Here is a 20426-nt window from a genome sequence, read left to right as displayed (position 1 = left end):
CGTGAGGGGGCCGGGCACGGTAATGCCGAACAAGCGGACCGGATCGCTACGACCCGGCGAGCTGGCGCAGGCATCGGTGATGGGCGCCCTGTGCGCGGCGATCGCCATCATCGCGGTGGTCCTTCCGCACGGCGGCGGGCTGGGGCTGCTCGGCAGCGTGCCGATGGGATTGTTGGCCTACCGCTACCGGATTCGCGTTCTGTTCGCCGCCACGGTGGCGGCCGGTGTCATCGGCTTTTTGGTGGTCGGCATGAGCGGATTGGGAGCGATCGCGCTCTGCGCCTACGTCGGGGGGCTGGCCGGGACCGTCAAACGGCACCGTCGCGGCACACCCACCGTCATCGCAGTGTCCTTCGGGGCGGCGGTCGTCGTCGGTGTCGCAATGGTCGTCGCGCTCACGATCCTGACCAGGTTCCGGCAGTTGGTCTTTCACGCCGCCAGTGCCACCGTCGACGGCGCCACGACGATCGTGGCGCGGGTACCGCAGCTGCGCGCGCCCGCGCGGCAGTTCCAAGCGTTCTTCGCCGACGCGTTGAACTACTGGCAGTGGCTCGTCCTCGGCTACGCGGTCGTCGTGATCGTGGGCGCCTCGGTGGTCGGTTGGTGGGCGCTGTCGCGGGTGCTGGAGCGGCTGCGCGGGGTTCCCGACGTGCACAAGCTGGACGCGCCGCTGCGCGCCGGACCCATCGGCCCCGTTCCCGTGCGGCTCGATGAGGTCCGCCTGCGCTACCCGCACACCGACCACGACGCCCTGCGTGCGGTCAGCCTGGCCGTCGGGGCGGGCGAACACATGGCGGTCACCGGCGCCAACGGTTCGGGAAAAACCACGCTGATGTTGATCCTGGCCGGCCGCGAGCCGACCTCGGGCACCGTCGAACGCCCAGGGTCGGTCGGTCTCGGCGAGCTCGGCGGCACCGCGGTCATCATGCAGCACCCGGAGAGCCAAGTGCTCGGGACGCGGGTCGCCGACGACGTGGTCTGGGGGCTGCCCCCCGGGCAGTCCACCGACGTCGACCGGTTACTCGACGAGGTCGGGCTGGCGGCGCTGGCAGAACGCGACACCGGCAGCCTGTCCGGCGGCGAACTGCAGCGCCTGGCCGTGGCCGCGGCGCTGGCGCGGGAGCCGGCCTTGCTCATCGCCGATGAGGTCACCAGCATGGTCGACCGGCAGGGCCGGGAGAAATTGCTCAGCGTGCTGTCCGGCCTGACCGAGCGCCACCACACCGCGCTGGTGCACATCACGCACTACAACGACGAGGCCGAGTACGCCGACCGCACCATCAATCTCGGCGCTTCGGCCGGCGACACCGCCCTGGTCCAAACCGCCGCCGCGCCCGCGGCGACGGTCTCGATCGGCCCGCCGTCCAGGGCGCCGGTGCTCGAACTCGTTTGTGTGGGGCACGAATACGCCAGCGGCACGCCGTGGTCTCACACAGCACTGCGCGACATCAGCTTCGCGGTCCATGAGGGCGACGGGCTGTTGATCCACGGCGGCAACGGCTCGGGCAAGTCGACGCTGGCGTGGATCATGGCCGGGTTGACCGCGCCGACGGCGGGCGCCTGTCTGCTCGACGGGCGGCCGGTCGCCGAGCAGGTCGGTGCGGTCGCGATCCAGTTTCAGGCCGCCCGGCTCCAGATGATGCGCAGCCGTGTCGATCTGGAAGTGGCGTCGGCGGGCGGCTTTTCGCCCGACGAGCATGCCCGGGTGACGGCGGCCCTGGCCGCCGTCGGCCTCGATGCCGGACTGGCGAGGCGGCGCATCGACCAGCTCAGCGGTGGGCAGATGCGCCGGGTGGTCCTGGCCGGGCTGCTGGCGCGATCACCCCGGGTGTTGATCCTCGACGAACCGTTGGCCGGGCTGGACGCGGCGAGTCAGCGCGGCCTGGTTCGGCTGCTCGCGGACCGGCGCCGGGACACCGGCCTGACCGTCGTGGTCATTTCGCATGACTTCGCCGGGCTGCAGGAGCTGTGCCCGCGCACCCTGCACCTGCGCGACGGTTCGCTGGAACCGGCCGCGGCCCCGCCCGAGGGGCCGCCCACCGGCCTGCCTCAAAAGTCGGCGAAGCCCCGCCGTCCCGTCGTGCTGTTGCGACCCGTTCCCGGACGCTCGCCGGTGCACCAGCTGTGGGCCGGAACCAAATTGCTTGTGGTGTTTGGCATCTCGTTGTTGTTGACGTTCTTCCCGGGATGGGTGGCCATCGGGCTGACGGCCGCGCTGGCCGTGACGGGGATCCGGCTCGCGCGCATTCCGCGCGGAGTGCTGCCGTCCGCGCCGCGCTGGCTGTGGATCCTGCTGGGCATCGTCGCGGTCAATGCGGCCGTGGCCGGCGGGAGCCCGTGGATTCGGCTGGGCACGGTATCGGTCGGCCTGGGCGGCCTACTCGACTTCCTGCGCGTCGTCGTGCTGTCGGTCGTACTGCTTGGCCTCGGCGCGCTGGTGTCATGGACGACCAACGTCGCCCACATCGCCCCGGCCGTGGCCACTTTGGGCCGCCCACTGCGATTTCTGCGGATCCCGGTCGACGACTGGTCGGTCGCCCTGGCGCTGGCGTTGCGGACCTTCCCGATGCTGATCGACGAGTTTCGGGTGCTCTTCGCCGCCCGGCGGTTGCGACCGAAGCGGCCGCCGCGGACGTGGTCGGCGCGCCTGCGGCGCCCGGCGGCCGACGTGATCGACGTTGTCGTGGCGGTCATCACGGTGACGCTGCGGCGCGCCGACGAAATGGGCGACGCGATCACCGCCCGCGGCGGCACCGGCCAGATCTCGGCGGCCCCGTCGCGCCCGAAACTCAACGATTGGATCGCACTTTCGGTCGCGTCGGCGGTGTGCGGGGCCGCCGTGGCGATAGAGCTGGTTGTCGCCCGCTGACCCCCGGAGAAGGACCTAGTGTTTCTCGTCCTGGACGCCGAAAGTGTTGACGGCCAGAGCCAGCAGCAGGTAGCCGCCGATCGTGAAGATCAGATCCATGCATTGCTGCTGGGTGAACAGCCGGCACAATTCATCCCAGGTCGCTTGGCCGATCGTGCTGTCGGCCGTGAGATCGTCGACGGCCTTGATCACGGCCTGGTCGGCCGCCTCGGCGCAGCGGCCGGTCCGAATGTCGTCGATGTCGGATTCGGACAGTCCCGCTCGCGCGGCGATGGGTTGGTGGTGTGCCCACAGGTATGCGCACTTGCTGTGATGCACCACGCGAAGCAGCGCGACCTCGCGCGCCCGCGGCGACAGCGTCGAGCGGGTCAGCAGGTACGCATTGAACGGCAGGTACGCCGCGGTCAGATCGGGATGGCGGACCAGTGTCGACAAAACATTGCCCGCGCCAACGGGATTCGCCCGCTCGGTCGGGATCAGCGACGCCAGCGCGGCGCGGGTGCGCTCATCCCACTCGTCGGCGGGCAGCGGTGTCAGGCGCAGCGGGTGTCGGTCTGCCGTGGTCATTCGATCGGCTCGTCGCCGAGCACCGTGGTGCGCAGCATCTCCCGCTGGGAGTCCGGGTCGTAGGGGGCGGCGCGGTGCAGCACCCCGCGGTTGTCCCAGATGACCGTGTCCCCTACCGACCAGCTGTGGCTGTAGACCTTCTCGGGCACCGTCGCGCGCTCGAGGAGTTCCTCCAAAAGTGCCCGGCCCTCGTCGAGTTCCATGCCGACGACGTAGTCCGCGGAGGCGCCCAGCACGAGTGATTTGCGTCCGCTACGGTGGGTCCACACCAGCGGATGCTCATGGGTGCGCCGAGACCGCCAGCGCTGCACCTGTTCCGGCGAGGGATCGGGATACACGCGGCGCTGGGACGCCTCCAGCGAGTGCACCACACGCAGTGTCGCGAACCGTTCCTTCTCCTCATCGGTCAGCGCGTCGTACGCGGCGTAGGTGTTGGCGAACTCGGTTTCCCCACCCCATTCGGCAACCTGCACCGCCGAGAGCACCGTGGCCTTCTGGGGGCATTCGTCGCCCAGCGGTGTGCAGCCGTCGATGTGCCAGTCGAAGGTGGCCTTCAGGTAGGCCGCCGAGGCGTTCTTGGACTTGTCCAGCGTGATCGGGTAGATGCCGGGCACCGGATGGTGGCCGTCGGAGGAGTGGTCGACCCCGCCGAGGCGTCGGCAGAATCCGACCTGGGCGGCCGGGTCGAGACGCAACCCACGGAAGACCAGAACCCCGTTGTCTTCCAACGCATCCAACACCGCCGCCCCCACCGAGTCGTCGTCGGCCAGCGCGGTCGGCTCGAGGCCCGCGACTTCGGCGCCGACGGACTCGGTGAGCTTCGTGATGGTGAGCAGACCCATGGTCGCTCCTTTCGGGAAGGGATGAATCAGGGCACCGGCCAGCCGGTCCGGGTCATGACCGCGTCGGCGGCGTCGACCGGAGCCGGCTGGTGCATGATCTCCACCGCCATGGCGACCATGATCAGCGAATAGATCATGTGCAACAGGTTGAGGGCGTCGTCCGGCAGGTTGTCGAGCGGAAACTTGTCGCAGTAATCGATCGCCTCTTCGAGGCGCGGGAAAAACGCGTCGTAGAACTCGAGCAGCTGCGGCATCGAGGCGTTGACCCGGGCGTTCCAGCGCTCGGTTTCGGTTGCCAAACACCAGGTTTGGGCGTAGTCCTCCAGCTCGGCGAATGCGCTGGGCAATAGGCTCGGCATCGTCACACGCTCACCGGGTCCTGCTCGCGGCGATAGCCTTCGACCCAATCGACGACGACCTTGTGCAGATGGCGGACCAAAAGCTCTTGGTCGTTGAGGGGAAAGTCGTCGACGATGCCGTATTCCAGTGCCGCCTGGGTCCCGCCGAGCATCCCGGCGTCTTGTAGCGCAAACTCTTTGAGCACCACCGCGGCGACCTCATGCTCGATGCGCTCCCGCACGGTGCTTGCCGGGTGGAAGTAGGTGTACGCCTCGAATCGGTGCGTGTTGTGCGAGGTGGGCCAGTACCGGTACAGCAGATACCACCCGCCGTAGATGAGAATCTCGATGTTCGGGAAGATCTGGAAATTGCTGATCCCCCACGGCTCGATCCCACCCGGGTTGAGCCCGGCCGGCAGCTCGCCGATGTCCGGCGTTCGCCACGGCCCCACCAGCCCGCTGCGGGTGGCGCGCTCGATCGGATACATGTATTCCGGCGGCAACAGCCAGCGCCGCCGCCCCGCCGTGGAGACCAACCGGTGCGGGCCGTCGAGTTGGAAGTGGCCGCAAGTGAATCCGGCGTTGGCGTCGCGCACCTCCGCGGGCACCTGTTGCGAGTGCAGCGAGGGCACGTGATAGTACTCCTGGAAGGCGTCGGCGAAGATCTTCCAGTTGCTGTTGTTGTGGGCCACCCAGTCGTAGCGCTCGGTCAGCTTCGCGAACGGATAGTCGTCCAGCCCGGTGATCATCGGACCGAGGAACTCGCGCAGGCTCTGGCGCGGCTCGGTGTCGAAGTTGATGAAGATGAAGCCGTTCCACACGTCGCAGTGCACCGGACGCAATCCGTATTTTGCGGGATCGAGGTCGAAGAACTCCGATTCCTGCTGCACGAACTTCAGCTCGCCCTGCAGGTCGTAGCGCCAGCCGTGGTACTTGCAGGTGAACTGCCGGCACGTCCCGCGGGTCTCGTCGCCGGGAAAGTCGTTCCACACCAGTTTGTTTCCGCGGTGCCGGCACACGTTGTAGAAGGCGCGGATTCGCTGGTCCTTGCCTTTGACCACGATCACCGACGCCCCGACGACTTCGATCTCTTTGGTCAGGTAGCTACCGACGCGGGGCAACTCCTCCACCCGCGCGACGTTGAGCCACGCCCGCTTGAAGATCGCCTCCCGCTCGAGTTCGTAGAACTCGCGGGATGTCGAGTCCCTGAAAGAGATGGGCCCGGTTCCCAATTCGGGGTAATGCTCGGTCCAGGAGCCTTCCGGCGGCCGGCCTGATCTCGTCATCGAATCCTCACTATCACATCACCGATCCGCCATTGACGCCCAAGACCTGACCGGTGATGTACCTTGCTTCTTCCGAACATAGAAAACCCACCGCCGCCGCGATGTCGGCCCCGGTTCCCAAGTAGCCCAACGGGATATTGCTGGCGATCTGCTCGTTGGACGGCAGGTACCCGGCGGCCTGGCCCTGGTGCTGCATCGGGGTTTCGATGCCCGAGGGCGGGATGTTGTTGACCGTGATCCCGTGCGTCGCATATTCGCGGGCCAGCGACTTGGTCAACGTGATCACCGCGCCTTTGGACGCCGCGTAGTGGGCGGCGAACGGGGAGCCGCGCTGGGCGCTCGATGACGAGATCATCACGATTCTCCCCCAGTTCGCCTCCACCATGTCCGGGAGCGCGACCTGGCAGCAGTGAAACGTGCCGGTCAGATTGACATCGATGATGCGCGACCAGGATTCGGCGGTGATGTCCAAGAAGGGCGAGAACCCGAACATCCCGGCGCTGGTCACCAGGACCGTCACCGGCCCCAGTTCGCTGCGGACCTTCGCGAACGCCTGCTCCACGGCGGACCGATCGGTGACGTCGGCGCCCACCGCGAGCGCGGTCGCGCCTTCGGCGCGCAGGCCGTCGGTGACGCGTTGCGCCGCATGCTCATTGACGTCGAGGACGGCGACCTTGAGGCCGCGTCGGCCCAATTCGTGACACGTCGCCTCGCCCATGCCTGAGGCGCCGCCGGTCACCACCGCCACCCTGGTCATCGTTAACCGCCCATCGCTCATTCGTAGACCACCCGCACCGTGGGACTGGTGGGCACCGCCTGACACGTCAGCACCCAGCCGTCGTCGACCTCATCCTGGTCGAGCGCGTCGTTGTTGATCATGCGGGCACTGCCCTGCGTCAGGCGCCCCATACACGTTCCACACGAACCGATTTCACATGAGGACGGCGCCCGCAGCCCCGCCATACGGGCCGTCTGCAGCAACGTATTGCCCGCGTAGTACGGCGCGGTGGTCGTCGCGCCGTCCAGCACGATGGTGACCTCGTCGGTGATCACGTCGCCGTCGGACGGCGCCGCCGCCAGGTCGGTCACGTCGAAATGCTCAATGTGCAGGCGGTTGTCGGGCACGCCGGCCGCGCCCAGGGCGGTTCGCACCGTGTCCATGAACTCGTTCGGCCCGCAGATGTAAAAGTCTGCATCGTCGGTGTTTTCGACGAACGCGGCGATGTCCGTCTGGGTGGCGAAGCCGCTCTGTTCGTCGAGGTGGTGGTGCAGGACGAAGCGGTCGGCGTGCTGCCCTTCCAGCGCCTGCAACGCCTCGTCGAAGATCACCGCGTCCCGGTTTCGGTTGGCGTAGAACAGCCGCGCGCTGCGCGTACCGAAGGCCAGCGCGGTGCACAACAGCGAAAACACCGGCGTGATGCCGCTTCCGCCGGCGAACGCGACCAGATTGCGGCCGGTGTCGTTCAAGACGAAGCGACCCTGCGGCGGCAGGGCGTAGAGCCGGTCACCCGGTGCGGCGCTGTCGTTGAGCCAATTCGACACCGCGCCATCGCGGTCGCGTTTGATCGTGACGCGCAGATCCTCGCCGACGGCGGGAGACGACGACATCGAGTAGCAGCGTCGGTACTCGCGTCCATCGACACGGACCAGCAGCGTCAGGAACTGACCGGCTTGGTAGCCGAAGTGTGCCGCGCTGGCCTGGGGAACATCGAGGACGATCGACACGGCGTCGCGGGTCTCGCGTATCACGTGCTTGATCCGAAGCGGCACAAAGTCATCCGGCGCATCAGCCATGCCGACAGCGCCCGTTCCGCCGCCGGTCACGGTCACCGGACCGGCGTTCGTTGTGGCGCGGTCTTCGCTCATCTCGGTCAGAGTATCAACTACTTGCGATTAGTCTCAAGTACTAGATACAGGTCGCGTCATCCGTCGACGTGATCGTTGAACAGCTCATGGCCGGTGCCCTTTTCAACCACGCGGCCCAGCAATTCGCGCAGGGTCCGCTGCTCTTGCTCGGTCAGCACGCCGAACACCTCCTGGTGTGCGGTGATCGCATCGTTGACCACCGTCTCGGCGACTTTGCGGCCTTCGCCGGTCAGGTAGGCCCGCAGGATGCGCGCGTGCTGGGGGTCCTGTTTCCTTTCCACCAGGGCGCGGCGTTCCAAGGCCGTGAGCGCGAGCTGCACGCCTTGCGGGCTGATCAGCAGCCGGCGAGCCAGTTCGGCGCCGGACAATCCGGGTTCGTTGGCCAACTGGCGCAGCACACCGATCTGGGCGGTGCTCACGCCGTGTTCGCGCATCGCCTCGTTGATGGTGGTCAGGGAGTAATAGAAGGCCTGTTTGAGCAGCCACAGGATGTTGTCGGTGAGTTCCATACCTGCCTCCGTCACGCCGCGGGGCTTTTGTAGATCTGTCCGTTCTTCATGACGAAGCGGACGTCGAGGGTCCGGGCGATGTCGTCGAAAGGGTCCCCCGGCACGGCGATGATGTCCGCGAGATAGCCGGGCGCAAGTCTGCCCAACTCGTCGTCGGCGTCGATCAGCTCAGCGGCCACCACCGTGGCCGCCCGGACCGCCTGCGCCGGAGTCATGCCGCGTTGGACCAGCGCGCCCAGTTCTTTGGCGTTTTGCCCGTGCGGGATGGCCGGCGCGTCGGTGCCGCACGCGATCCGCACGCCCGCGTCAATCGCTTTGGGCAGCATGGCCTTTGCCTGCGGGAACACTTCGAGTGCCTTCTTGCGAAGCTCCGGTGCGATGCGGTCGATGGCCATGGCCTCGGTCAGATACGTCGTCGAGACCAGGAAGGTGCCGTGGTCGACCATCATCTGGATCGTTTCGTCACTGGCCAAGAAGCCGTGTTCGATGCAGTCGATCCCGGCGCGGATGCAGGCCTGTATCGCGGTGTCCCCCACGGCGTGGGCGGCCACGCGGACTCCGGCCCGGTGGGCTTCGTCGGCGATCGCGGCGAACTCGGCATCGGAGTATTGCTGCGCGCCCGGCGCGGTGCTGTGCGACATCACCCCGCCGGAGGCGGAGACCTTGATCAGCTTGGCCCCGTGCCGGATTTGGTAACGCACGCAGGCGATCACGTCGGGCACACCGTTGGCGATGCCCTCGGCCACCGACAGCGGCATGACGCCGGGCGCCAGCCGCTGGAAGACCGTCGGGTCCAGGTGTCCGCCGTACGGCGTGACGGCGTGGCCGGCGGGATAGATGCGCGGCCCGACGTGCCAACCCTGGTCGATGGCGCGCTGCAATGCCACGTCGAGCAGATACCCGCCGGTCTTGACCATCAGGCCGAGGTTGCGCACCGTGGTGAACCCGGCTTGAAGGGTGGTGCGCGCGTTGACCGCGCCGCGCAACGTGCGATAGGCGGGGTCGTCCTGCACGCCGTGCATGGGCGACGGTAGGCCCTCCGGTCCGCCGGGCCCCCCGATGAGCAGGTTGAGTTCCATGTCCATCAGACCCGGCAACAGCGTCACGTCGCCGAGGTCGACGACGGTGGCCGAATCCGCGAGCGGCCCTTCGGGATTGATCGCGGAGATGCGATCGCCGTCGACCACGATCACCGCCGGCGCCTGGATCCGGCCGGTCACGACGTCCGCCCACCGCGCCGCCCGCAGGACGGTCACCGCGGTCACGGGACCGGCTCGGACACGCAGTTCAGCGTCGAAGCACCCGAGTCGGGGACGCGGGGTTGCTTCCAGCACTCCACCGGGAACGACACCATGATCATGGAATAGAGCAGGTGCATCAGGTTCGCGACGTCGTCCGGCAGGTCGTCGAGAGAGAACTTGTCGCAGAACGACAATGCCTCTTCGGCCCGCGGGGTGATCGCGTCGTAGAAGGCCTTCATCTCGACCATGGAACTGGCCAGCCTCTTGGCGTAACGTTCGGGTTCGCTGGCCAGGCACCAGTCGGCGAACGGTTCGAGGTCGGCGAACTCGGCGGGCAGCGTCGGCATCGCGCTCACACCCCCGCCTGAGACGTCCGGCGATAGTCGTCGATCCAGGCCGCGGTCTCCTTGTGCAGGTGACGGATCAGAACCTCCTGGTCGCACAGCAAGAACTCGTCGATCACCTGGGATTCCAGCATCGTCTGGGTCGCCTCCAGTGTGTTGGCGTCCTGCAGCCCGTATTCCTTGAATGACACCGCCGCCAGTTCCTGGGCCACTCGCTCGCGCGGGGTGCGCGGCGCCGGGAAGTACAGCGTGCCCTCGAAGAGGTGGCTGTTGTACGACGTCGGCCAGTAATGGTAGGTCAGGTACCAGCCCTGGCCCCAGAACAGGATGACGAAGTTGGGGAACAACTGGAACGAATCCAGGCCCCACGGGTCGCATTTCGCCGGGTTGAGCCCCTCGGGCATCGGGCCCAGGTCGGGCTTGTCCCACGGCCCGAACAGCCCACTCCGGCAGATGTCCTCCATCGGTTTGCGCATCTCGTCTGCCATTTCCCAGGCCCGTACCCCCGAGGTGCTGACCAGCCGGTGGGGCCCGTCCAGCCGGTAGTGCGGGGCTTCAAAACCCGCCTCGGCGGCCGCCTTTGAGTACGCGGTCGGCGACTGGTTCGCGTGCAACACGGGCGCGTGATAGAACTCCTGGAACGCGTCCATGTAGAGCTTCCAGTTCGCCTTGACCTCCGAGCGATAGCACCAGCGCGACACCATCTTGTCGAAGGGGTAACCTTCCAGCCCGGCGACCATGGGGCCGAGGAACTCTCGCAGCGACTGCTCGGGCTTCTTGGCGAAGTTGACGAAGATGAACCCTTCCCACACGTCGCAGTGCACCGGCACCAGCCCGTAGCGGCCCTTGTCGAGGTCGAAGAATTCCTCCTCTTGCTGCACGAAGGTCAGGTTGCCGTCCAGGTCGTAGCGCCAGCCGTGGTATTTGCAGGTGAACTGCCGGCACACCCCGCTCGTTTCTTCCTGCGGCATGTCGTTCCACACCAGCTTGTTGCCGCGATGGCGGCACACGTTGTGATAAGCCTTGATGTCACCAGATGTGGTGCGAACCAAGATGATTGAGGTGTTGACGACCTTCAGCTCGCGGGTGAGATAGCTGCCTTTGCGCGGAAGCTGTTCCACACGACCGACATTGAGCCACGCCCGCTTGAAGATGGCGTCACGTTCCAACTCATAGATCTCGGGGCTGATCGAGTCCTCGTACGACACCGGCTCGGTGCCCAATTCCGGGTAGTGCTGAGTCCAGCTCCCCTCCGGCGGTTTAGGAAATCGAGCCATGATCGCTCCTTATGCAATTCAATCTCACCGAAACGCCCGCGCGAAAACAACCACCTGCGCACCGGTTTCACCGATCCCTGAGGGCTCCGTCACGGCCGACGGTATATCCTCGTCTCACCAATAGCAAGTAGTTGATACTGACCTCGGAGGCGCGGATGGACCACAACCCTGTCATGCACGTCATCTCGCCACACACCGAGGAACCCATCGCCGAGGTCAATGCGGCGGGGCCCGACGATGTCGACGCGGCGGTGGCCGCGGCGCGCGCGGCCTTCGGGGCCTGGGGTCGCAGCGAGCCGGCGGAACGGATCGCCGCGATCCGGCGCCTGGCCGACATCTACGACGGCCGCCGCGCGGAGATGGCCACCACGATCACGGCCGAGATCGGCGCCCCGATCAGCTTCGCCCAGCGCGCCCAGGTCGGCCTGCCGGCATTCATGATGCGCGCGTTCTGCGACCTGGCCGAACGGCATCCGTGGCAGGAGACCAGGCCCGGGTTCTTCGGGAGTGACGTGCACGTCCGCAAGGAGCCCGTCGGTGTCGTCGCGGCGATCGTGCCCTGGAACATGCCCCAGTTCCTCATCGTCACCAAGCTGGTGCCCGCGCTGTTGGCCGGCTGCACCGTCGTGCTCAAGCCCGCCCCCGAAAGCCCGTTGGACGCACTGCTTTTAGGCGAGATGATCGCCGAAGCCGGCCTGCCGCCGGGCGTGGTCAGCATCGTGGCGGGCGACGGCGCGCTGGGCGCCTACCTCGTCGGCCACGCCGGCGTCGACAAAGTGTCGTTCACCGGTTCCACCACGGCGGGGCGCGCCGTGGCCGCATCGTGCGCGGCCAACCTCACCAAGGTCAGCCTGGAACTCGGCGGCAAGTCCGCCGCCGTGGTTCTCGACGACGCGTCGCCGGACAAGGTGGCCGCCGGGGTGCGATCCGCGAGCCTGTCCAACAGCGGGCAGATCTGCAATGCGCTCACCCGCGTGCTGGTGCCGCACGGGCGCCACGACGAGTACGTCGATGCGCTCGCGGCCGAGATGACCGGCCTGCGCGTCGGCGATCCCACCGATCCCGAGACCCAGCTCGGCCCGCTGGTGTCCCGACGCCAGCAGCAGCGCGTTCGCGACTACATCCGGATCGGGCAGGACGAGGGGGCGCGCGTCGTCGTCGGCGGCACCGACATGCCCGACGGACTCGACCGCGGCTGGTATGTGCGACCCACCCTGTTCGCGGCGGCCGACAACAGCATGCGCATCGCCCGCGAGGAGATTTTCGGGCCCGTCATCACCGTCATCCCCTACCGCGACGACGAGGAGGCGCTGGCGATCGCCAACGATTCCGATTACGGGCTGGCCGGATCGGTGTGGAGCAACGACACCGAGCGCGCGCTGGCGATGGCCACCCGCATCCACACCGGCACGGTCGGCGTCAACCAGGGCTACACGATGGATCCCTTCGCGCCCTTCGGGGGCGTCAAGGCCAGCGGCTACGGCCGCGAACTCGGGCCCGAAGGCCTCGACAGCTATCTGGAGACGAAATCGATCGCGGTCGCGCCGGGATCCTGAATCCCTTGCGCGCTTGGCCGTTGTGGTCAAGCTTTGGAGTATCTGCGAACTACGTCATCCTCGCCGAACGTGCTGGCGCGCTGTTGGCCGTTGTCGTCACGGCTGAAAAATGTCCACTGCCGCGGATCGCTCTGCGGACCACTGATCATCTTGACGGTAAGGCGCAATTCAGTGGGGCGCCGCGTGCCGATGACGTCGCCGACGCCGATCTGCGACGGGTGAATCTCGGGTGCGTCGCACCAATTTTGTGTGGACATGACATCCATCCTCCTCTTGTTCGCCCCGAATGCGATTTCCGGCTCGCGTCGGGCAAGCCGCGTCCGGGTTCCGCGCCGCCCCCGGCTCTCTCGCATAGCGCTCAAACCCCGGTGGTGGGGTAGCGTCGAGCGTGAGCCGTTTCGTTGTCAGCGGTGATTCACCGCAATGGGCGCAGAGGACACCCAGAGGCAATGTGATTCCTCCACTCGCCACGCGACCGCGGACGAGCGATGCCAACCTAGGGAAAACTGTGTATCGCACGGCGCTATTGGTGACGTTGGTCCCCACCAGATTTGTCAGACGATGACGTATATGCGGGCGGGCCGGCGCGCAGCCGTCCCCGTCCGGCTCTCCGTATCCCGCGAGTTAGGCGGCGACATCGACGGGGCGTGGTGGCCGCGCGCGGACCGCATCACCAACGAACTGCCCGGACTTGTCGTGGCACTGACACCCCTGCTGGGAGACATCTGCTCCGTCAACGTCAACTGGCCGCCTCTACAACGACCGCCCGACTTCAACTGGCACGGATGGGAACACAAACGCCAGCACGTGATGACGTTCATCGGCAGCGAGGCGCGGGTGAACCTTTTGATCGTTCCCTATACGACATACAGCGCGCTTGCGCTGATGGTGCTGCGTCGCGCGGCCGGGCTGCCCGTCGACGCCAACGACCGCGACAAACCCGCGTTTGTCACCGCCGGCTCGATCCTGCAGGCCGCCCGACAACAACGCGCCGCCGGCCTTCACTGAACCGACTTCTGCAGCGGTCCACGGGGCGGTAGTTCCGCGGGGATTCGCCGTTAAGCGCTTTCGCTCACGACGAAGACGGCGACGTAGCCGATGGGGATGCCGGTCCACGCTGCGATGCAGGCGCGCGCCGCCAGCTCCACGGCGGTGCGGCCGGTGGCGCGGGTGGACCTGCCGATCTCGGGAATCCGTACCATCCATCCGTCGGCGTCGCGGGTGACCTCGACGTCGAAGCACTGACCGACCATCGGGCACTTCACGCGGGGGGCGAGTCGCTGTCGACGGGCGCCGCGCGACGCTTGTCGGCGCAGCAAAGTGGGCTGAACAGGCATGGCTGCTTTCCTGAGTCGCAATCGAACCGCGGGCTAGATTAATGCGCCTCGAGACGAAAACCTAATTGGTGGGTCTCCGCCGGATAACGGCGTTGCCGAAGCCGGTGTGGCTGCGGACCAGCGGCAGGTCCGCCATGGTCGCGACGCCCGCGGGCGCCGCGCAGACCGCCGGTACAGCGTTGAGCACCTGCATGGCGGTGGCCACGCTCGCCGAGCGCACGTGCTCCTCGATGCTGGCCGCGCGGCCGAAGCTGGCCAGGCAGAAGAAGTGGGCGCGCATTGACGGGTCGCCCTCGATGGTCAGCGTCCAGCCGTGCTCCGGGGTGGGCCAATGCTCGGGATATTCGCCGCCGACGGTCCACAGCGTTTCGATCTCGACGAGCACCTCACCGTCGCGCCGCCCGGACCATCTCCATCGTTGTCCCGCAGTGGTTCCGGCGCGCAACACGTGATCGAAGACCTGGTGATCGGCCTTCGCGGGCACCGCCTCCACCGTGGCCGTGACCTCGTCGATGCCGGCTCCCAGTTCGTCGGCGAGAAACCACACCTGTTCGGTGAACAGAGCGCTGTTGAACGCCAGGAAGTCGTTGGCCGTCGGATTGATCTCCTCGACCGGGCGACCGAATGCCATGCCGTCGAAAGTGATCGAGCTGCTCTCGTAGACCGACCAGTCGGCGCGCTCTTGCACCGTGATCTTGTCGATGGTGCGGCTCATGCCCGACAACGCCAGCGGCAGAACGCCGGAGAGGTTGCCAGGGTTCAGGCCGCTGCCGTGCACGGTGGAGCGGCCGCGGTGGCAGGCGTCGAGCACACGCTCGGCATCGCATGGCGCGAGACGCCGGGGGTGAAACAAAAAGGCCGTGGTGGCAACGTTTTTGCCGCTGCCGAGCAGGGCGCAGACCTCGTCGATACTGGCGTGGCGCGGGGCGTAGAGGACGAAATCGGCCTGCAGCGCAAGGATTTTGCCGAGGTCGGTGCTCGCCGAGACACCGATGGGGTTGCGCCCGGCCAACGCGCCGACGTCGGCCCCGTCCTTATCACCCGAATACACTCGGGCACCGACGATTTGGAGATCGGGCCGGTGGTCGATGATCGTCGTGATCACCTCCCGGCCGACCGCACCGGTGCCCCACACGATGACTTCGATGGGCGATTGATGAGTCAACTCAGCCTCTTCACGACGCTTCGATGTCCTTATCGAACTAGGCGATGGTAACGAAGCGCTGCCGAGCAGCTTCCGAATCGCCTCGCGCCGCGCGTTGTGTGATGCAGACCACATTTAGCTGTGATATGTTGCGGGCGTCACAACCGAGGGGATTTCATGGTGGGCGTGAATCGTTCGGGCAAGGCCGTCGTCGCGCCTCGCGCTGGAGCGGCGGTCAATGCACACCGGGTGCTCATGGCGTTGTTGGCGGTCACCATATTTATCTGCGCGATCGTCGGCGTCGTCGCGGCCGCGACGACGGGACACGAGACCGCAGCGCTCATCATCGCGCTCATGGCCGGCGGGAGTTTCTTGACCGCCGCCTTCTGCTAGAGCCGCGAGGTCGGTCGGCGCAATGTCTTTTGGGTGGAGCTAAGGGGACTCGAACCCCTGACCCCCACACTGCCAGGAGCAGGCAGGAACCGTGAACAGGCACGATGCCGGCGTTTCGGCAGTGTAGGGGTGGTGGCTGAGGGAGCAATTGTCGTCACGGTTGTCGTCAAAATTGTCGTCAGTCAACCCGCCATCGCGATCCGTTGCCCACCGGACAGCTCAACCCTCTTGGTAGCTCCAGCTGCGCAGTCGTTCCGCGATCTCGTCCAGGCCGGTGATTGCACCAGTAGCGACCTCGATCACGAAGTCGAAGCGCTCGTCCTCCAGCGCACTAATCCAGTGAGCGTTGATGGCCAGGAAGGTCCGACAGGCTGTCCACGCGAGCCGCTTGTTGCCGTCCACCAGCGCGTGATTCCGAGCCAGTGACTGCAATAGCGCGGCGGCCTTCAAGTGGAGATCCGGATAGGCATCCTGGCCAAACACCGAGGCGCGAGGCCGTGCCAGAGCCGATTCAAGCAAGCCGTAGTCCCCGACCACGACATCGCTCCCGACGGCCTCTCGGGCAATGTCTAGCAAATCTTCGAGATCCAGGAACTCGGTCACGCGTCCTTAAGACGCTCCAAAACCCCGGCCTCCTCGCGGACGACACGGTGCAGCGCCGCGGCAACCTTGGCCTTGTGCGCTCGTCGGGCGATGTACTCGTCGACGGCAGACAGCGCAACCACCTGCATCGAACGACCTTCGACAGTGGCCTGCCGTCGCAGCGCCTCCGCCTGCTGCTCACTGAGCCGCAAAGTCATTCCCACAACGACGATGGTACCAGATTGATACCACTTTCTCGCCGAGGGTCAGGGAAGCCCTCACAGAGCGCAGGTGAACTGCGTCGGGTGCACTTACACGATCTATATCCGAAGGGTGTCATTTTTTGCGCGAGAACCTACGTTTAGCGGGATTGGACAGCTGTCAAGTCCAAGTCCCGTCAGGCACACCGCCTCGCACTCTCCTATCGATGTCGACCAGCTCCGCACGTACATCCGCCATCGGGCGGAGCGCTCTACGTACCTCGAAGAATCGCCGAGCCACGTTTCAGGACGTTGACAACGACAACGGTCGCTTTATCAAAAATCCTTCGAAGGAGAGATTTTGACTTAGACAATCCTGGCCACTCTGCAGGTGCAAATGTCGCATTTACAGAACGTATCTCATCCCCGGATATAAATACGTAACGCCACTGCTTACCGATCGGTTCCAACGTGCCGTCAGTTTTGCGTACTACAAACGGAATTACTGAATGCTCCTTGAGAACTAACCAAGCCAACGTTTGGTCTGGTTTCGATTCGTAGCCCTGAATCCCGCCGTGAACCATCGCGTTAGTCTTCAACTCGACAGCAACAATGACATCGGTGTTGGGCGGCCGATATGTGACATCGAGCGAGTCAAACCACGCAGGGTTCGTCCTCACATTTCCCCGTGACGGCTCTCGAGCGCGAAGAACTCGATCCGCGATAAAGGCCAGCAGCCCCGCCACAGCCACGACCGTCAGGACAAAAAACACTACCTGACTTAGATGCGACGCTGAATATTGGGCAGGTTCGCTAGCAAGCGGGTAGAGGTGCGGAAACCATTGTTCTTCTAACTCCGGACGCCATCTGGCTATGCAATCGCGGACTTGCAGCAGCAGCCACACTGCCGGAGATACAAAGAAGACGCTCGCAACAATGATAAGACTGGTTTCACGTAAAACCGTATATTGGCGAGCTGGTCGGCTACGCTCCCTAAGGAGCTCGAATATCAATCCAGGAGTTACGAAGCAAAAAAATAGCAGAAGTGAAACGACCCGTCGATGGCATTTTCTAAATCGGTGATTCCAGTTAGGAAAGCCGACTCATTTGTCCACGTCTTCGGAGGTCTCCACAGCCAATTCGGTCGGACCAGACGGACCGCTGGTAGATGGCGGTAATTTGATTGGGCCCACCTCTACCTCAGGAACCGTGATCGGGCTTGATACGACCCACCCTTTGGTCTCCCCTGGGGGTTCATACGTCGGTGGAGGATCTGCCGCCGCATATTCAACGTCGCCATGCTCAGGTCCATCTGTCATTTCAGCATCCTGCGGGCTTTTGTCGTGAACAGCTGAGCAGCCTACCCACTTCGAGTTTGCAACGCCAGGAGTGCGGTCGGGCGCGGTATCGACTGGTCGCGATCAGCAAGACTTTGATGAGGTGGGCGGGGCTCGAACCCGCGGCCAACGGATTACGAGTCTCTTTTCAGCACACCGCTGACCAACACAGTAGGTTGGCTGATTCGCTCAGTACCGCTGCTCGACAGCAAAATTTGCCGTTGCCAGTACGGGCGGAGTGCCGGTCAAGTACGGCTACAAATCGGCCTCGGTCGCCGGGGTGAAGCCGGGGTGGCACCAACACGCCGAGGTGGGCTGACCACATCCACATCGTCCCGGTGCGAGCATCCAGTAATGGCCGACCCCGTGCGCGAAACCATGGACGGAACCCTGGGCTACTTCTGGACCGACCTCAAAGACGTCTTCAATATCGACAAAGCGAGCAACGGTTATGTGAGGCTCGTTGATGACGAGCTATTCCACGTGGGAACGCGCGCACGCTGGAGTTCGTTCGCGAAATCGGTCGTAACCAAAGTCGACTGCCACGCCCCGAAGCGATATACGGGATGACAGAGAGCACTCGCACCATCTTCTTCGATAGGGCGGGAGTATCGCGCTCGAACGTGATGGGCCAGCAAGCATCGACGCAAACGGTGCGCACACGCGGCGTCGTCGTCAATGTCCCCTTCGCCGTCCTTGAGAGTCCAGACTTCAAGGAAGTTGAAGTCTGGATTCCAGGGGTCACTCTTTGGTCTGGCTTGCAGGGCGCAACTGAGACTGTTGAGTTCTACGATGACGACCGACAGAAGGGTTACACCGCCGCGACGGTTCATGTTGAGCCGCTTGAAATCCAGATACGCCCTGGCCTGAAGCTGACCCTAGGCACCACCTGGTCCGTGGAGGGGCCTGACGACAGGCGAATTTTGAGCACTCCATTGGTTGTTGGAACGACCAGTGCAAGACCACGGACCTGGCAACAGCATGTTGTGCCACTCATAGCGGTTCAAGACCTGATCAACTTGGCCTACGAAGGTTTCGTGCCGGCAGGACACGGGACAGTCGAGTTCCAATGCGTTAAGGACAGACAACCGCGTCAAACTCCTCAGATGTGGAACTCGCGCCTTATGGCGGTGTCCCGTGGTGTATCGCGGCCGAAGTCCATGACAGAATTTCCGCTGTTCAACCTTCGCAATATCGGCGGCGTCCGAGGCGTGAGGAATTGGATTCGGCTCGACCACGAATATCCGCGCGCAACAGGTCCGCTCACAACCGCATACCGCTACGGAGCGAGCAGTGTGGAATTGCGGCTGATCGAGATCGCACTCGGTCTTGAGTACTGGACAAAGGTCCATAGAAAGCTTGGCCGCGCTTGGGCGCAACCACGACGGCTGCGACGGGGAGTGAACGAGCCACTACCGATGGCGGTTGGACGTCATGTCGGCCCAGCCTTCGCCGAATTCGTCGGTGACTTGGCAGAATGGAGTAAGCGGTTTTGGGACACCTATAGCAGCCTGAAGCACGCACCGTCATTTGAGTACGACATTGCTGAGGTTCGACTGCTCGGCGATAGCGGGGCGCTTCTACTCCTCGGCGCTCTCCTCAATCAGGTTGCTACCAACAAGATCCCGATGAAGGTGATCTGTGATAGCCACAGAACGCACATGATTGGGTATAACGTCCGAGAGCTGTTGAAATAGGGGGATCAAAACGAGATGGCCATACCCGACCCTCTGAAGCACTGTTACGCCCGCACGCTGCGGATCGAAAACGCCATGGGCCAGTGTTCGTCGTCGTTCGTATTGAGCTACGCGGAACGCCAATGGCTTGTAACTGCCAGGCATGTCGTCCAAGAGGATTCGGGCGAGCTGAGGACATTTGAAGTCCTGGAAGCGGACGGGACGCGGCACTCTGGCTCTGACCTGGAGAGACTGGCGATGACGTTCCCCTTCGCTGATGTGACCGTATTCCGCCTCTGGACGGAAGACGTCAGCCTAGAGCCTCCCATTGAACCGTATCGGGGAGAAGTGCATCCTACGCAACCCGTGTACTTCTTGGGCTTTCCCGATCTAGGCGAACCCTTACGCTACGGCTTGACATACGCTTCCCAGACGACGCCATTCATCAAACAAGCAATTGTGTCCGGCGAAGCGATGCACCGCAGTGGCCTCATGAGGGACATCTGGCTACTTGATGCATTGGCCCATCATGGCTTTTCCGGCGGCCCGGTGCTTATCCCCGAACCAAAATGTGAGGACTATCTGGTCCTTGGAGTGGTCAGCGGCTACGTGCCATCGAATGTACGTGTTCTGCCAGGCAAAGTGCCCTCGACTCCAATGCAGATAGGCGGAGTCGCGCCGTTGCCGAACGATGCCTTCTCTGAAACCAACTCGGGGCTAACGGTCTGTTTCGGTATCGGGCACGCGCTCGCCGATATAGATGCACAATTACGTGCTGACTCAGCCAGTTAGCTGCACCACATTGCTCGGTAAGTCGGCCTGCTTCGCGGGGCGCGTAGCTCGGGCAGGTTGTTCGCCGCGCCGCCGTCCTGTTCGGGGATGTAGCCGCCGTACACGTTCAACGTTAGTTAAAGGTGCTGTGCCCCAACCACTTCGACGCCTGCATGAAGTGAACGCCCGCCGATAGCCGGAGCGTGGCGAACGCGTGCCGGAGGTCGTGCATGCGGACGAAGGGCAACACCAAGTCGGTCGCCGCGCCACGAGCACAGCCAAGCCCAAGAA

General features: G+C 64.7%; 23 protein-coding genes and 1 pseudogene. 7 read left to right on the top strand and 17 right to left on the bottom strand.

Annotated elements, in window-relative coordinates; genetic code table 11:
• Positions 1 to 22 precede the first annotated feature (22 nt).
• Positions 23 to 2869: an ATP-binding cassette domain-containing protein gene (locus ACZ50Z_RS02275; protein ID WP_464486052.1), complete on the top strand. Its 2847-nt coding sequence runs from the start codon at positions 23 to 25 to the stop codon at positions 2867 to 2869.
• 15 nt (positions 2870 to 2884) lie between these two features.
• Here the strand turns inward: ACZ50Z_RS02275 and ACZ50Z_RS02270 are convergent, their stop codons facing one another.
• From ACZ50Z_RS02270 to ACZ50Z_RS02225, 10 genes are all read right to left on the bottom strand, one after another.
• Entirely contained in the window at positions 2885 to 3436 is a 552-nt protein-coding gene (locus tag ACZ50Z_RS02270; protein ID WP_464482086.1) for a carboxymuconolactone decarboxylase family protein, read from the bottom strand.
• The gene (locus tag ACZ50Z_RS02265) at positions 3433 to 4278 is read right to left on the bottom strand and encodes a TauD/TfdA dioxygenase family protein (RefSeq protein WP_464482085.1); all 846 of its coding nucleotides are present in this window, start codon (positions 4276 to 4278) and stop codon (positions 3433 to 3435) included. Before ACZ50Z_RS02265 ends, ACZ50Z_RS02270 begins: the two co-directional genes overlap by 4 nt.
• 26 nt (positions 4279 to 4304) lie before the next feature.
• The gene (locus ACZ50Z_RS02260) at positions 4305 to 4643 is read right to left on the bottom strand and encodes a hypothetical protein (protein WP_464482084.1); all 339 of its coding nucleotides are present in this window, start codon (positions 4641 to 4643) and stop codon (positions 4305 to 4307) included.
• Positions 4640 to 5902 carry an aromatic ring-hydroxylating oxygenase subunit alpha gene (locus tag ACZ50Z_RS02255; protein ID WP_464482083.1) on the bottom strand — a complete coding sequence of 421 codons (1263 nt, stop codon included), beginning with the start codon at positions 5900 to 5902 and terminating at the stop codon, positions 4640 to 4642. The genes ACZ50Z_RS02260 and ACZ50Z_RS02255 overlap by 4 nt, the downstream gene beginning before the upstream one ends.
• Before the next feature lie 13 nt (positions 5903 to 5915).
• The gene (locus tag ACZ50Z_RS02250; RefSeq protein ID WP_464482082.1) at positions 5916 to 6659 is read right to left on the bottom strand and encodes an SDR family NAD(P)-dependent oxidoreductase; all 744 of its coding nucleotides are present in this window, start codon (positions 6657 to 6659) and stop codon (positions 5916 to 5918) included.
• A 17-nt stretch (positions 6660 to 6676) separates the two neighbouring features.
• Positions 6677 to 7696 (bottom strand): 2Fe-2S iron-sulfur cluster-binding protein, encoded by a 1020-nt coding sequence (locus ACZ50Z_RS02245; RefSeq protein WP_464486051.1) that lies wholly within the window; start codon positions 7694 to 7696, stop codon positions 6677 to 6679.
• 128 nt (positions 7697 to 7824) lie between these two features.
• Positions 7825 to 8277, bottom strand: a complete 453-nt coding sequence (locus ACZ50Z_RS02240) for a MarR family winged helix-turn-helix transcriptional regulator (protein ID WP_464482081.1) — start codon at positions 8275 to 8277, stop codon at positions 7825 to 7827.
• Positions 8278 to 8288: 11 nt separating this feature from the next.
• Positions 8289 to 9542, bottom strand: a complete 1254-nt coding sequence (locus tag ACZ50Z_RS02235) for a metal-dependent hydrolase family protein (RefSeq protein ID WP_464482080.1) — start codon at positions 9540 to 9542, stop codon at positions 8289 to 8291.
• The gene (locus tag ACZ50Z_RS02230) at positions 9539 to 9865 is read right to left on the bottom strand and encodes a hypothetical protein (RefSeq protein ID WP_464486050.1); all 327 of its coding nucleotides are present in this window, start codon (positions 9863 to 9865) and stop codon (positions 9539 to 9541) included. The genes ACZ50Z_RS02235 and ACZ50Z_RS02230 overlap by 4 nt, the downstream gene beginning before the upstream one ends.
• Positions 9866 to 9870: 5 nt before the next feature.
• Positions 9871 to 11139 (bottom strand): aromatic ring-hydroxylating oxygenase subunit alpha, encoded by a 1269-nt coding sequence (locus ACZ50Z_RS02225; RefSeq protein ID WP_464482079.1) that lies wholly within the window; start codon positions 11137 to 11139, stop codon positions 9871 to 9873.
• 155 nt (positions 11140 to 11294) lie between these two features.
• On the opposite strand from ACZ50Z_RS02225, the gene ACZ50Z_RS02220 reads away from it, so the two are divergent.
• Positions 11295 to 12695: an aldehyde dehydrogenase gene (locus ACZ50Z_RS02220; RefSeq protein WP_464482078.1), complete on the top strand. Its 1401-nt coding sequence runs from the start codon at positions 11295 to 11297 to the stop codon at positions 12693 to 12695.
• A 26-nt stretch (positions 12696 to 12721) separates the two neighbouring features.
• Here the strand turns inward: ACZ50Z_RS02220 and ACZ50Z_RS02215 are convergent, their stop codons facing one another.
• Positions 12722 to 12952 carry a hypothetical protein gene (locus tag ACZ50Z_RS02215; protein ID WP_464482077.1) on the bottom strand — a complete coding sequence of 77 codons (231 nt, stop codon included), beginning with the start codon at positions 12950 to 12952 and terminating at the stop codon, positions 12722 to 12724.
• Between the two features lie 304 nt (positions 12953 to 13256).
• On the opposite strand from ACZ50Z_RS02215, the gene ACZ50Z_RS02210 reads away from it, so the two are divergent.
• Positions 13257 to 13703 (top strand): DUF5994 family protein, encoded by a 447-nt coding sequence (locus ACZ50Z_RS02210; RefSeq protein ID WP_464482076.1) that lies wholly within the window; start codon positions 13257 to 13259, stop codon positions 13701 to 13703.
• Between the two features lie 50 nt (positions 13704 to 13753).
• Here ACZ50Z_RS02210 and ACZ50Z_RS02205 read toward each other — a convergent pair whose 3' ends face one another.
• Both ACZ50Z_RS02205 and ACZ50Z_RS02200 read right to left on the bottom strand, forming a co-directional pair.
• Positions 13754 to 13948, bottom strand: coding sequence for a long chain fatty acid-CoA synthetase Faa4p (locus ACZ50Z_RS02205; protein ID WP_464482075.1), 195 nt, complete (start codon positions 13946 to 13948; stop codon positions 13754 to 13756).
• 145 nt (positions 13949 to 14093) lie between these two features.
• The gene (locus ACZ50Z_RS02200) at positions 14094 to 15197 is read right to left on the bottom strand and encodes an NAD(P)H-dependent amine dehydrogenase family protein (protein ID WP_464482074.1); all 1104 of its coding nucleotides are present in this window, start codon (positions 15195 to 15197) and stop codon (positions 14094 to 14096) included.
• 156 nt (positions 15198 to 15353) lie between these two features.
• Here ACZ50Z_RS02200 and ACZ50Z_RS02195 point away from each other — a divergent pair, with 156 nt between their 5' ends.
• Positions 15354 to 15569, top strand: coding sequence for a hypothetical protein (locus tag ACZ50Z_RS02195; RefSeq protein ID WP_464482073.1), 216 nt, complete (start codon positions 15354 to 15356; stop codon positions 15567 to 15569).
• Positions 15570 to 15788: 219 nt separating this feature from the next.
• Here ACZ50Z_RS02195 and ACZ50Z_RS02190 read toward each other — a convergent pair whose 3' ends face one another.
• From ACZ50Z_RS02190 to ACZ50Z_RS02180, 3 genes are all read right to left on the bottom strand, one after another.
• A complete protein-coding gene (locus tag ACZ50Z_RS02190; protein ID WP_464482072.1) occupies positions 15789 to 16172 on the bottom strand; it encodes a type II toxin-antitoxin system death-on-curing family toxin in 384 nt (127 codons plus the stop codon).
• A complete protein-coding gene (locus ACZ50Z_RS02185) occupies positions 16169 to 16375 on the bottom strand; it encodes a CopG family transcriptional regulator (protein ID WP_464482071.1) in 207 nt (68 codons plus the stop codon). Before ACZ50Z_RS02185 ends, ACZ50Z_RS02190 begins: the two co-directional genes overlap by 4 nt.
• 248 nt (positions 16376 to 16623) lie before the next feature.
• Positions 16624 to 17394: a DUF6338 family protein gene (locus tag ACZ50Z_RS02180; RefSeq protein ID WP_464486049.1), complete on the bottom strand. Its 771-nt coding sequence runs from the start codon at positions 17392 to 17394 to the stop codon at positions 16624 to 16626.
• A gap of 648 nt (positions 17395 to 18042) precedes the next feature.
• Here ACZ50Z_RS02180 and ACZ50Z_RS02175 point away from each other — a divergent pair.
• From ACZ50Z_RS02175 to ACZ50Z_RS02165, 3 genes are read left to right on the top strand one after another with little or no spacing between them, the layout of a single operon-like run.
• Positions 18043 to 18258, top strand: a complete 216-nt coding sequence (locus ACZ50Z_RS02175) for a hypothetical protein (protein WP_464482070.1) — start codon at positions 18043 to 18045, stop codon at positions 18256 to 18258.
• A complete protein-coding gene (locus ACZ50Z_RS02170; protein ID WP_464486048.1) occupies positions 18165 to 19385 on the top strand; it encodes an ApeA N-terminal domain 1-containing protein in 1221 nt (406 codons plus the stop codon). The genes ACZ50Z_RS02175 and ACZ50Z_RS02170 overlap by 94 nt, the downstream gene beginning before the upstream one ends.
• A 15-nt stretch (positions 19386 to 19400) precedes the next feature.
• Positions 19401 to 20156 (top strand): S1 family peptidase, encoded by a 756-nt coding sequence (locus ACZ50Z_RS02165; RefSeq protein ID WP_464482069.1) that lies wholly within the window; start codon positions 19401 to 19403, stop codon positions 20154 to 20156.
• Here ACZ50Z_RS02165 and ACZ50Z_RS02160 read toward each other — a convergent pair.
• Positions 20145 to 20400 (bottom strand): annotated as a pseudogene (locus ACZ50Z_RS02160) (tyrosine-type recombinase/integrase); the annotation flags it as partial. The gene ACZ50Z_RS02165 and the pseudogene ACZ50Z_RS02160 overlap by 12 nt on opposite strands.
• Between the last annotated feature and the right edge of the window lie 26 nt (positions 20401 to 20426).

This window comes from Mycobacterium sp. NTMscope_MAC_269 (genome assembly GCF_976985695.1).
The sequence above is the reverse complement of the archived record's forward strand: the minus strand, read 5'-3'. Positions and strand labels throughout refer to the sequence as shown.